Below are 12,481 nucleotides of genomic sequence, written 5' to 3'. Positions count from 1 at the left end.
TGATCGGGTGCTGATACTCGGTTGTGATACTTCGTCCATCGCCAGCGGCGCCCTGATCCGCGTGGAGGACGCCGCCGCCTCGGGCCGGCCCTACGCGGGCCCGGTCGAGGTGCTCGGCGCCTTCCGGACCGAGGACACCCGGTCCCACGCGGAGGTCATGGCCCCGGGCGTGGAGGAACTGCTCCGCGCCGCGGGCGTCGAGGGCCCCGAGCTGGGGATGGTCCTGACCGGCGTGGGCCCGGGCCCCTTCACCGGCCTGCGCGCCGGGATCGTGACCGCCCGGACCCTGGCCTGGGCCTGGGGGACGCAGGTGCGCGGCGTCGTGAGCCTCGACGCCGTGGCGGAGGCCGCCCACGACGCCGCCCGCGCGGCCGGGCACCGCATCCTGCGGGTGGTCACGGACGCCCGGCGCCGCGAGGTCTACGCGGCCGACTACGAGATCCTCGAGGAGGGCTACCGCCGCGCGGCCGGCCCGGCGGTGGGACCGGCGGCGGAGATCGGCGCAGCCCTCTACCCGGCGGCCGCGGACGGCGAGCCGGCCGAGGACGCCGAGCCGGCACCGGCCGCGCCCTCGGCCGAGCCCCCGGTCGCCGGCCGCGGAGCCTTGCTGTACCCCGAGTCGCTGACCGCGCTGCCCGGGCACGACGCCGTGCAGCCCACCGCCGAGGACCTGGTCCGGGCCGCGCTGCGCGCCGGCCTCGACGCCGCCTCGACCGGCACCTCCCCGCTGTACCTGCGCGGCTCCGACGCCCGCGTCCCCGCCCCGCGGAAGCGGGCCCTCCGATGAGCCCGGAGACGCCGGCGCCCGCGCCCCCGCCCGCGGGCTACTCCGCCCGCCCGCTGGAGCTCGCCGACGTCGAGGCCGTGCACCGCCTCGAGGTGCGCCTGTTCCCCGCCGACGCCTGGCCGCTGGAGATGCTCCTCGCCGAGGTCGGGCACCCCACCCGGCGGTACACGGTGGTCCAGGACGGGGCCGGCGTCGTCGTGGCCTACGCGGGCATGATGGCCGTGGGGGACACCGGCGACGTGCAGACCATCGCCGTGGTCCCCGAGCACGAGGGCCGCGGCGTGGGCCGCTGGCTCATGGAGCGCATGCACCGGCAGGCCCGCGAGGCCGGCGCGGCGACCATGATGCTCGAGGTCCGCGCGGACAACCCGCGCGCGGAGGGCCTCTACTCCTCCCTCGGCTACGAGCGGATCCACGTGCGCCGCCGCTACTACCCCGACGGCGCCGACGCCGTGATCATGCGCAAGACCCTGACCCCGGAAGGCGATCCCCGACCGTGAACCAGCCCGAGACCACCGCACCGCGCCCGGCCGACGCCGCGTCCGCCCCCGTCGAGGCCGTACCGGCTCCGGACGCCGCCCCGGCTCCGGACGCCGTTCCGGCTCCCGACGCCGCGCCGGCGGCCACCGCAGCCCCGACCGAAGCTGCCCAGGCCGACGCCGCCCCGGCCGCGTCCCGCCGCGGCCCCATCGTGCTCGGCATCGAGTCCTCCTGCGACGAGACGGGCATCGGCATCGTCGCCGGGAGCACGCTGCTGACCAACACCGTCTCCTCCTCGATGGAGGAGCACGAGCGCTTCGGCGGCGTCATCCCCGAGATCGCCTCCCGCGCCCACCTCGAGGCCATGATCCCCGCGCTCGACGCCGCCCTGGCCGACGCCGGGCTGACCCTGGACGACGTCGACGCCCTGGCCGTGACCAGCGGCCCGGGCCTCGCGGGCGCCCTGATGGTCGGGGTCAGCGCGGCCAAGGCGCTCGCGGTGGCCACCGGCAAGCCGCTCTACGCCGTGAACCACCTGGTCGCCCACGTGGGGGTGGGCCTGCTGGCCGGCGGCGGGCTGCCCGAGGCCGAGTCCGGCGGCGCGCTGCCGGAGGGCCTCGGCGCGCTGCTGGTCTCCGGGGGGCACACCGAGATCCTCAAGGTCGCGGACATCGCCGGCTCGGTCCGGCTGCTCGGCGCGACCCTCGACGACGCCGCGGGCGAGGCCTACGACAAGGTGGCCCGCCTGCTGGGCCTCGGCTACCCGGGCGGGCCCGCGATCGACCGCGCCGCCGCCGAGGGCGACCCCGAGGCCTTCCGCTTCCCGCGCGGCCTGACCGCCGGCAAGTACATGGGCAGCGCCGAGGCGCCCGGCAGCCACCGGTACGACTTCTCGTTCTCGGGGCTGAAGACCGCGGTCGCGCGCGTCGTCGAGGGCTGCGAGGCCCGCGGGGAGGAGGTCCCGGCGGCCGACGTCGCGGCGTCCTTCCAGGAGGCGGTCGCGGACGTCATCACCGCCAAGGCGATGCTGGCCTGCACCGAGAACGGCATCGACACGCTGCTGCTGGGCGGGGGCGTCGCGGCGAACTCGCGGCTGCGGGCGCTCACCGCCGAGCGCTGCGAGCGGCACGGGATCCGCCTGGTGGTCCCGCGGCTCTCGCTCTGCACGGACAACGGGGCGATGGTCGCGGCGCTGGGGGCCCGGCTCGTGGCGGCCAGGGTCCCGCCGACCGGGCTCGGCTTCACCGCGGACCCGTCGCTGCCGGTGACCACGGTCAGCGTCCCCGCCTGAGCGGACGGCCGCTGGGGCGGACCGCCCCGGCGTCGTGCCCCTAGTCCCGGAAGCCGTGGCGGGTCAGGTCGGTGATGTCCTGCACCACGGCACGGAGGTCGCCCCCGGCGTCCTTCGCGACCCGGCGCTGCCGCAGGTACCCCGGGCCGCGCTCGATGATCCGCTCGATCCCGGTCAGCTCCTCCGAGCAGCCGAGCTGGCGGGCGATGGGCTCCAGCCGGTTCAGCAGGTCGATCGTGTCGTCGGTGACCAGGCGCTCGTTGTTCTGGGCGTCCTGGATGATGATCGCCTCGATGCCGTAGCGGGCCGCGCGCCACTTGTTCTCCTCGGCGTGCCAGCGGGGCATCACGGGGATGCGCTCCCCGGCGTCGACCCGCCGCGAGGTCTCCTCCACCAGGCACTGGGTGAGCGCGGTCAGGGCCCCGATCTCCTCCAGCGTCGAGACGCCGTCGCACACCCGCATCTCCACGGTGCCGTACTGGGCCACCGGGCGGACGTCCCAGCGGTTCTCCGAGGGCTCGTCGATGACGCCGGTCTGCAGCAGGTCCCGGGTGTAGTCCTCGAACTCGTGCCACTCCTCGAAGCCGAAGGGCAGCCCGGCCGTGGGGATCTGCTGGAAGATCATGGCGCGCTGGGATGCGTAGCCGGTGTCGTGCCCGCCCCAGTAGGGGGAGTTGGCGGAGAGCGCCAGCAGGTGCGGGTAGTAGTTGACCAGCTGGTTGACCGCGGGCAGGGCCTTGTCCCGGGAGTCGAGGCCCACGTGGACGTGGATGCCGTACATGAGCATCTGGTGGCCCCAGTACTGCGTGCGGTCCAGGACCTTCTGGTAGCGCTCCTTGGCGGAGATCTGCTCGGTCCGCCACTCGGCCAGGGGGTGGGTGCCCGCGGAGAACAGGTCGATGCCCAGCGGGTCCGTGAGGGCGTGCAGCTTCTCGGTGAGGTCCTGCAGCTGGTCGGTGGCCTCGGCGACGCTGCTCGCGACGCCGGTGACCATCTCCACGGTGTTCGCGAGGAACTCGCGCGCGATGTGCGGTGCCTGGCCGTCGGGGTGGGCCAGGCTCGGCTCCGTCGCCTCGATGGCGTCGAAGACCTCCTCGGCCGCGGGCCGGGTGGCACCGGTCTTCCGGTCCACCAGCGCGACCTCCCACTCCACGCCGAGCGTGGACGGGGCGGAGCGAGAGAACTCGATCATGGGGCGGGCCTCCAATTAGGGTCGATCCATCCTAACCGCGCGAGGGGCCCCGGCCCCACCCGGTCCGGCCGGCGGACACGCGGCGCCCGTCCCGGGGAGGGGCCCGGTCTCAGTCGGCGGGCCCGAGCGGTTCGACGGCGAAGGCCCCCCGCCGCTCGCCCTCGGCCGCGTCCCAGCGGGTCAGCACCAGCGGGCCCCGCCGCCCCCGGCCCCCGCCGCGCTTCGCACCGGCCAGCAGCTGCCTCCGCAGGGCCTCGGGCACGACGTCGACCCCGCGCTTCTTGATCGTCAGGTCCGTCACGCCGTGCTCGCGCACCCAGCGCTTGAGCGGCTTCGCGTGCAGCGGCAGGGCCTCGAGCACCCGCCACCCGGTGGCCCAGTCGAGCCGGTGCTCCTCGTCCGAGAAGACGTAGGCGATGCGCGGGTCCACCAGGCGGCCGCCGGTCGCCCCGGCCAGCCGGTCCACCAGCTCGGCCCGGATGACGGCGCCGTCGGGCTCGTAGAGGAACGCGCCGGGCTCGCCGACCGGCGCCTCGGGGCCGCGCCCGAAGTCGTCCCCGGAGGCCAGGCTCGCGAGGACCTCGGGCTCCAGGGGGTCGGGGCCCAGCACCGTGGCGCGCCGGCGGACGCCGGGGGAGCGCAGCGCGTTGAACCACAGGACCAGCTCCACGACCTCGCCGCGGTGGCTGACCCACTCGGCCTCGGCCCCGGCTGGGATCGCCGCGCGGTCCATACCGGGGCCCATCTTCACGCCCAGGGGCAGGCCGGTGCGCGCGAGCGCCTCGATGAGGGAGAACGGCGGAGAGAAGGCCTCCGGGTCGAAGATCCGCCGGGCCTGCCCGCCGGGGGAGCGGCGGGACCCGGGCTCCTCGCGGCGGGCGGGGTCGAGCCAGAGGGCCTCGACCGGGCGGCCCGCGGCGTCGGCCAGGGCGCCCAGGTCCAGCTCGGCGACGTCGGCGCGCCGCACCTCGGCCGCGGGGTGCGGGGCGAGGTTGTGGGCGGCGAAGGCGGCGGTGCGCGGGTCCCGCTCGACCGCGAGCACCCGCAGGCCCTCGCGGGCGAAGGCCGCCGAGTCCCCGCCGAGCCCGCAGCCCAGGTCGGCGACCGAGCCGATCCCGGCCTCGCGGAACCGCCGCGCGTGCAGCCGGGCCACGGCGCGGCGGGTGGCCTGCTCCAGGCCGTCGCGGGTCAGCAGCATCCGGGCGGCCTCGGCCGCGCCGAACTTGGCCGCGGCCTCGCCCCGCAGCCTGGCCTGGGTCAGCAGGTCCGCGGTCCGCTCGGGGCCCAGGCCCCGGTCCCGCAGGCGGGCGGACAGGGCCAGGACGTCGCCCTCCCGGTACTCGATCCCGTCCAGGAGGGCCAGTTCGTCGGCGGTGTACTCGGCAGGCATGGGTTCACCCTAGCGCGTCGCGCGCGCCGGGCGGCGGCCGGGCGGACGACGCGGGCTGGCACTCGCCTTGACCCTCTGCTAATCCCCGGAATAGAGTCGTGTTAGCACTCTGGCACTCAGGGTGCTAACTGGGCCCGGCGCTCAATCGGCACCGCGACGACGGTTGGCACGCCCCCGCGGCTCACGCCTTGATACTGATCCATCTACGGAAGAAGGTCACCCATGTCCGTCTCCATCAAGCCCCTCGAAGACCGCATCGTCGTTCAGCCCGTCGAGGCCGAGCAGACCACCGCCTCCGGCCTGGTCATCCCCGAGACCGCCAAGGAGAAGCCCCAGGAGGGCAAGGTCGTCGCCGTCGGCCCCGGCCGCGTGGACGAGAAGGGCAACCGCATCCCCGTCGACGTCGCCGAGGGCGACATCGTCATCTACTCCAAGTACGGCGGGACCGAGGTCAAGTACTCGGGCCAGGACTTCCTGGTGCTCTCCGCCCGCGACGTGCTGGCCGTCGTCGAGAAGTAGTCTCCGCGTCCCCAGCACCCCCGAATCCCTAAGGAGTCATTGACACCGATGGCAAAGCAGTTGGAATTCGACGACGCCGCCCGCAAGGCCCTCCAGGCCGGCGTGGACAAGCTCGCCGACACCGTCAAGGTGACCCTCGGGCCGCGCGGCCGCAACGTCGTCCTGGACAAGCAGTGGGGCGCCCCGCTGATCACCAACGACGGCGTCACGATCGCCCGCGAGGTCGAGCTCGACGACCCGTACGAGAACCTCGGCGCGCAGCTGGCCAAGGAGGTCGCCACCAAGACCAACGACGTCGCCGGCGACGGCACCACCACCGCGACCGTGCTCGCCCAGGCGCTCGTCGCCGAGGGCCTGCGCAACGTGGCCGCCGGCGCCGCCCCGGGCGAGATCCGCGCGGGCATCGAGGCGGCCGTCAAGGCCGTCTCCGCCCGCCTGCTGGAGAACGCCCGCGAGGTCGAGGGCCAGGACGTCGCCCACGTGGCGGCCATCTCGGCCCAGTCCGAGCAGATCGGCGAGCTCCTCGCCGAGGCCTTCGAGAAGGTCGGCAAGGACGGCGTGATCACGATCGAGGACGGCTCCTCGACCGAGATCGAGCTCTCCGTGACCGAGGGCATGCAGTTCGACAAGGGCTACCTCTCCCCGTCGTTCGTGACCGACCCCGAGCGCCAGGAAGCGGTGCTCGAGGACTCGGCGATCCTGCTCTACCAGGGCAAGATCTCCTCGGTCGCCGAGCTGATGCCGGTCCTGGAGAAGGTCGTGCAGGCCAAGAAGCCGCTCACGATCATCGCCGAGGACGTCGACGGCGAGGCGCTGTCCACCCTGGTGGTCAACAAGATGCGCGGGAACCTGAACGTGGTGGCCCTCAAGGCCCCCGGGTTCGGCGACCGCCGCAAGGCCATCATGCAGGACCTCGCGATCCTCACCGGCGGCGAGCTGATCACCAGCGAGCTGGGCATCGCGCTCGACGCCGTGACCCTCGAGCAGCTGGGCTCGGCCCGCCGCGTGACCGTCACGAAGGACAACACGACCATCGTGGACGGCGCCGGCTCCGAGGAGGCGCTCGCCGAGCGCGTGGCCCAGCTGCGCGCCGAGGTCGAGCGCGTCGACTCGGACTGGGATCGCGAGAAGCTCAAGGAGCGCCTCGCGAAGCTCGCGGGCGGCGTCTCGGTCATCAAGGTCGGGGCAGCCACCGAGGTCGAGGCCAAGGAGCGCAAGCACCGCATCGAGGACGCCGTGTCCTCGACTCGCGCGGCCCTCGAGGAGGGCATCGTCGCCGGCGGCGGCTCGGCCCTGGTCCACGCCGCCAAGGCGCTGGACGAGGACCTCGGCCTGGCCACGGACGGCGAGCGGACTGCGGTGGACATCGTGCGCCGCTCGCTGGTCCAGCCGCTGCGCTGGATCGCCGAGAACGCCGGCGCCGACGGCTACGTCGTCGCCGCCCGCGTGGCGGACCTGCAGCCCGGCGAGGGCTACAACGCCGCGACCGGCGAGTTCGGCGACCTGCTGGCCGCCGGCGTCATCGACCCGGTCAAGGTGACCCGCTCGGCGCTGGAGAACGCGGCGTCGATCGCCGCGCTGGTGCTGACCACCGAGACCCTCGTGGTCGACAAGCCGGAGGACGAGGACGAGGGCTGACCCTCTCCCCGAGGCGCCGGCCCAGTGGCCGGCTCGGCTCCGCAGGAAGGGCCCCGCGACTGCTGTCGCGGGGCCCTTCCGCGTCCCCGGGGCGCAGGCCCGGCCGGCCCCGCGGCGGACATGGTCCCCGGTCAGCCCGGCGTGGGCGGGTGCTCCGGTGACCCACGTCGCTTTTCCCGGAACCCCCCGACCCGGTAGTATCGAGGACGGTCGGCGAGCCCCGTCGTCGGGAGCGTCCCTCCGGCCCCCTGCCCCGGCGCCGCCGCCAGCGCAGGTGAAACCGCCCGTCAGCCCGAAGCCGGTCGCCCGCGCGCCCGACCGCCGCGCACCGGACCCCGCGTCCCGCCCGGCGCCCCGCTTCCGGCCGAGCAGAAGGGAACTCCCGGCCGCCCGCACGCCCGCGAGGCCCGGATCCCGGAGCCGTCACCGCCGCGCTCCGCGACCGGCGCGGCCACCACCACGCATGCGATCCTCCACCACGCACCCGGCCCCCTCCGCGCCGGCGGCTCCCGAGCAGCACGACGGGCAGCGCCGCTACCGCCCGGAGGTCGACGGCCTGCGCACCGTGGCGATCCTGCTCGTGGTGGTCTTCCACATCTGGCTCGGCCGGGTCTCCGGCGGCGTCGACGTGTTCCTGCTCATCTCGGCCTTCCTCCTCACGGGCAGCTTCGCCCGCAAGCTCGAGGCCGGCAAGCCGCTGGGGATCCGCCAGATCAGCGGGTACTGGACCCACGTGTTCAAGCGGATCCTGCCGCTCGCGGTGCTGACCGTGCTCGGCGTCCTGCTGGCGACCCGGCTCTGGTACCCCGCGGGCCGGTGGCACGAGATCATGGGGGAGTCCCTCGCGGTCGTCACGTACGCCTCCAACTGGTTCTCCGCGGCGCACCACGTCGACTACTACGCCACCGACGCCTCCCTCGCCTCGCCGCTGCGGCACTTCTGGTCGCTGTCCATGCAGGGCCAGGTCTTCCTCCTCTGGCCCGTGCTCATCGCCCTGGGCGGGCTCTGGGCCCGACGCCGCGGCTGGGGCGTCCGCCCGGCCCTCGCCCTGCTCTTCGGGATCGTCCTCGCCGGCTCGCTGGCCTTCTCGGTCTGGTTCACCGCGGCGAACCAGCAGGCCGCCTACTTCAACACCTTCGCCCGCCTGTGGGAGTTCGCCCTGGGTTCGCTCGTGGCGCTCGCGCTGCCCTCGCTCCGGCTGTCCGCGCGGCTGCGGGTGGCGCTGGGGTGGCTGGGCGTCATCGCGATCGTGCTGTGCGGCGTCGTCGTGGAGGTCGAGGGCGCGTTCCCCGGCTACGCGGCGCTCCTGCCGACCCTCGCCGCGGCGCTGGTGATCGTCGCCGGGGACACCGGGAGCCGGTACGGCGTCGACCGCCTCCTCGCCTCCCGGCCGATGGTCTACCTGGGCGGGCGGGCCTACGCCCTGTACCTCGTGCACTGGCCGATCCTGGTCTTCTACCTCGTCTTCGACGGCGGGGAGCGGGCCGGGCCGGTCGCGGGCCTGGCGATCATCGCGGTCTCGATCCTGCTCTCGATCCTCCTCACCCGGCACGTCGACGCGCCGCTGCGCGGCTGGGCCTGGCCCGCGGCCAGCCGACGGCGCGCGCTCGCGGTCTGCGGCGCCTGCGGCGTCCTCGTGCTGGGCGCGGTCGGCGCCTGGCAGGGGCGGATCGCGTACATGACCGGCGCCTACGTGACCCAGAACGCCGCGTCGCAGAACCCCGGCGCCGCATCGCAGGACCCCGGCGCCGCCGCCACGACCGAGGCGGAGACCACCGGGGTCAGCCTGCCCTACGCCCCGGCCCGCGCCACGGACCTGTTCACCGAGACCCGCCCGTGCTCGGAGGAGGGCATCGAGACCTACGGGATGGAGGAGGGCGTCTGCGCCCATCCGGTCCCCAACGCCGAGCCGACCCAGCGCGTGCTGGCCGTGGGCAACAGCCACACCGAGCAGTGGCTGACCGCGCTGACCCGGACCGCCGAGGAGCGGGGCTGGGACCTCGTCGTCGTCATCCGCCACGGCTGCCACTTCACCACGCCGGAGGACAACGCGTTCGACGCCGCGTGCGCCGACTGGGTGCCCCGCGCCGAGCGATTCGTCCTGGACTACGGCGCCGACGTCGTCTTCCTGCAGGGGACCGCCTCCACGTTCGAGAAGGACCGCGCGGAGGGGGAGTACGTCCGCCCCGGGACCGAGGAGATGGTCCGGAAGGTGACCGCCGCCGGCAGCGACGTCGTGGCGTTCCGGGACAACCCGCGCTTCGAGGTCTCGCACGAGGAGTGCCAGCGGCTCGGGGGTGATTGTGACTACACCTCCCCAATGCTGGAGGCCGCCAACCCGCTCGACGAGTGGGTCGGGCCGCGGACCCCCGGCTTCGGGACGATGGAGATGAACGACCTCGTCTGCCCGGAGGGGGTATGCTCGCCCACGGTCGGCAACGTCTACACCTTCGTGGACGACAATCACCTGACCGCCACCTTCGTCAGGTCGACGCAGGAGTTCTTCGACGCGCGGCTCGACGACGCGCTCCGGCAGGCGGAGTCCTCGCGACGCTGAACGCCCGCCCGTCCGGACCGGGGCAGGACCACGCTGCCGCCGGCCACCACACCACGTACAGGATCGATAGATGACACAGACCAACGACCGCGGCGCGCCGATCGGACAGGGGGAGGCGCCCTGGGCCGCGCGATCGACGGCGACCGCCTCCCCGGCCAAGCCCAAGCGCGCCTTCCGCCCGGAGATCCAGGGGCTGCGGGCGATGGCGGTGCTGCTGGTCGCCGCCTACCACATCTGGTTCGGCCGGGTCTCCGGCGGCGTCGACGTCTTCCTGTTCATCTCCGCCTTCCTCATGACGCTGTCCTTCACCGGCAAGCTCGAGCGCGGGACGCCCATCCGCTGGCGCGAGCTGAGCACGTACTGGGTGCACGTCTTCAAGCGGATCCTGCCGCTGGCGATCCTCACGGTCGTGGGCGTGCTGATCGCCACCCGCCTCTTCCTCGGCGCCGAGCGCTGGCTGCCGACGATGCAGGAGGCCGTCTCGGTGGTGACCTACTGGGACAACTGGTACTCGATCGCCAACGCGGTGGACTACTACGCGGCCGACACCAGCGCGGCCTCGCCCCTGCGGCACTTCTGGTCGCTGTCCATCCAGGGGCAGATCTTCCTCGTCTGGCCCCTGCTCTTCGCGCTCGGCGGGATCGTCGCCAAGGTGCTGCGGCTGCCGGTGCGGGCCACGCTCGCCCTGGTCTTCGGCTGCGTGTTCGTGGCCTCGCTGACGTACTCGGTCGTGGAGACCGCGGCCAACCAGCAGGAGGCGTACTTCAACACCTTCACGCGCCTGTGGGAGTTCGCCCTGGGCTCGCTGGTGGCCATCGTGCTGCCGTGGATCAAGCTGCCCGGCGGGTTCCGGGGGATCATGACCTGGGTCGGGGTCGTGGCGATCCTGATCTGCGGGGCGGTGCTCGACGTCGAGGGCGCGTTCCCCGGCTACATCGCGCTCTGGCCGACCCTCGCCGCGAGCCTGGTGATCGTCGCGGGCCAGACCGGGACCCGCTGGGGCGCCGACCGCATCCTGTCCTGGAAGCCCCTGGTCTCCCTCGGTGCGTACTCCTACGCCCTGTACCTGCTGCACTGGCCGCTGCTGGTCATCTACCTCGACTTCGTCGGGCGGGAGAAGGCCGACTTCTTCGCCGGCGTCGGGATCCTCGGCGTCGCGCTCGCGGGCTCGGTGCTGCTGACCCGGTGGGTGGACACGCCGCTGCGCAAGTGGAAGTGGTCCGAGGCCAAGCGGTGGCGCTCCGCGCTCGTGGTCGTCGGCTGCCTCGCGGTGGGCCTCGGCGCGGTCGGGGCCTGGCAGGGCCGGATCGTCTACGTCAACCACCAGATCCAGGCCAACGCCTGGAAGAACAACCCCGGGGCCGAGATCCTCGACCCCGGGTACACCTACGTCGGGGACCCCGACCCGGGCCTGATCCCCACCGTGCTGGACCGCGCCGACGACTGGTCGTGGCAGGACGGCGGCCTGGGCAGCTGGTGCTCGGACGAGCCGGACGTCGACCTGCACGGGCTGGTCGGCGACCAGTGCTACCACGTGGTGGACAACCCCGAGCCGGAGCGGACGGTCGTGGCCGTGGGCAACAGCCACACCGAGCAGTGGATGTCCGCGCTGCGCCAGACGGCCGAGGCGGAGAACTGGGACCTGACCTTCGTCCGGCACCCGGGCTGCTTCTTCACCACGACCGAGGACAACGCGTTCGCCGCGGAGTGCCAGGACTGGCTGGCCAACGCGGAGTCGTTCATCGACGAGCGGGACCCGGACACGCTGGTCATCCAGTCCACGCAGTCCACCTACGACGGCGTGGCCGAGATCATCCGCGACGGCACCGAGGAGCAGGTCCGGGACTGGACCGCCCGCGGGGTCAACGTCGTCGGGATCCGGGACAACCCCCGGTTCGCGGAGTCCCACTGGGACTGCGAGGAGGACGGCTCCTTCGACGACTGCGCCTTCGATCACGTCTCCGCCTATACCCCGGATCCCACGCTCGCCTGGCGGGACGAGATCCCCGGGTACGGCTCGATGGACATGAACGACCTGATCTGCCCCGACGGCGCGTGCCCGCCCGCGGTGGGCAACGTCTACACCTACATCGACGACAACCACCTCACGGCCACCTTCGTCCGCTCCACCCGGGTCTTCTTCGACCAGCGCTTCGGCGACGCCCTGGTGGACCCGCAGTGGCGGGAGGCCGACGGCGCCCGCGGCTTCGGCGAGCCCCCGGCGGACCCCGAGCCGATCGGCTACGACGAGCTCGGCCAGCCGATCTACCCCGACGACGCCGTCCCCGACCTCGGCACCGGGGACCAGCAGGCCGGGGACCAGGCGGCGGAGGAGGGGGCCGCCGGGGCCGCGTCCGGCGAGGACGGCTCCGCCCCGGGCGAGGGCGACGCCGCGTGGACGCCGGGCGAGACGCTGCCCGGCGCGCCGCGGCGCCGGACCCGGCCGCCGTCCCGTAGCCGGGGCCCGGCCGGGCCGCCGGGGTCGTGACCCGGGCCCCCCGGGTCGTGACCCGGCCGGCCAGGCCGCCTCCCGGGGCCGTGCCCCGCCCCGTGGAGAAGCACCGGGGGAAGAAATGAGCGCTCCGGCGCGTTTATGATGAACTACGACAAGCCCACCTCCCCTCGCC

General features: G+C 74.0%; 9 protein-coding genes. 7 read left to right on the top strand and 2 right to left on the bottom strand.

The features are described 5' to 3' along the window. The first annotated feature begins 7 nt into the window (after nt 1-7). The 3 genes from tsaB (at nt 8) to tsaD (ending at nt 2,558) form a co-directional block, all read left to right on the top strand. Nucleotides 8-787: a tRNA (adenosine(37)-N6)-threonylcarbamoyltransferase complex dimerization subunit type 1 TsaB gene (gene tsaB / locus NBM05_RS02280; protein WP_254164836.1), complete on the top strand. Its 780-nt coding sequence runs from the start codon at nt 8-10 to the stop codon at nt 785-787. After that, nucleotides 784-1,287, top strand: coding sequence for a ribosomal protein S18-alanine N-acetyltransferase (gene rimI, locus NBM05_RS02275; RefSeq protein WP_254164835.1), 504 nt, complete (start codon nt 784-786; stop codon nt 1,285-1,287). The genes tsaB and rimI overlap by 4 nt, the downstream gene beginning before the upstream one ends. A 188-nt stretch (nt 1,288-1,475) precedes the next feature. Then, nucleotides 1,476-2,558 (top strand): tRNA (adenosine(37)-N6)-threonylcarbamoyltransferase complex transferase subunit TsaD, encoded by a 1,083-nt coding sequence (gene tsaD / locus NBM05_RS02270; protein ID WP_254164899.1) that lies wholly within the window; start codon nt 1,476-1,478, stop codon nt 2,556-2,558. A 40-nt stretch (nt 2,559-2,598) separates the two neighbouring features. Here the strand turns inward: tsaD and NBM05_RS02265 are convergent, their stop codons facing one another. Together NBM05_RS02265 and NBM05_RS02260 are read right to left on the bottom strand one after the other, a co-directional pair. Then, complete coding sequence (locus tag NBM05_RS02265) at nt 2,599-3,750, bottom strand: glutamate--cysteine ligase (RefSeq protein ID WP_254164834.1); 1,152 nt, start codon at nt 3,748-3,750, stop codon at nt 2,599-2,601. A 109-nt stretch (nt 3,751-3,859) separates the two neighbouring features. Then, nucleotides 3,860-5,140 carry a class I SAM-dependent methyltransferase gene (locus tag NBM05_RS02260; RefSeq protein WP_254164832.1) on the bottom strand — a complete coding sequence of 427 codons (1,281 nt, stop codon included), beginning with the start codon at nt 5,138-5,140 and terminating at the stop codon, nt 3,860-3,862. A gap of 222 nt (nt 5,141-5,362) precedes the next feature. On the opposite strand from NBM05_RS02260, the gene groES reads away from it, so the two are divergent. The 4 genes from groES to NBM05_RS02240 all read left to right on the top strand — a co-directional run bounded on the left by groES (nt 5,363) and on the right by NBM05_RS02240 (nt 12,342). Continuing rightward, a complete protein-coding gene (groES, locus tag NBM05_RS02255; protein WP_254164830.1) occupies nt 5,363-5,659 on the top strand; it encodes a co-chaperone GroES in 297 nt (98 codons plus the stop codon). A 48-nt stretch (nt 5,660-5,707) separates the two neighbouring features. Further along, nucleotides 5,708-7,297, top strand: a complete 1,590-nt coding sequence (groL, locus tag NBM05_RS02250; RefSeq protein WP_254164828.1) for a chaperonin GroEL — start codon at nt 5,708-5,710, stop codon at nt 7,295-7,297. 463 nt (nt 7,298-7,760) lie between these two features. Beyond that, nucleotides 7,761-9,854 (top strand): acyltransferase family protein, encoded by a 2,094-nt coding sequence (locus NBM05_RS02245; protein WP_254164825.1) that lies wholly within the window; start codon nt 7,761-7,763, stop codon nt 9,852-9,854. 70 nt (nt 9,855-9,924) lie between these two features. Further along, nucleotides 9,925-12,342, top strand: coding sequence for an acyltransferase family protein (locus tag NBM05_RS02240; protein WP_254164823.1), 2,418 nt, complete (start codon nt 9,925-9,927; stop codon nt 12,340-12,342). Nucleotides 12,343-12,481 lie beyond the last annotated feature (139 nt).

Origin of the sequence: Rothia santali (genome assembly GCF_024199905.1) — a bacterium.
Taxonomy (GTDB): Bacteria; Actinomycetota; Actinomycetes; order Actinomycetales; family Micrococcaceae; genus Rothia; species Rothia santali.
This window is presented reverse-complemented; position numbering and strand designations above follow the sequence as displayed.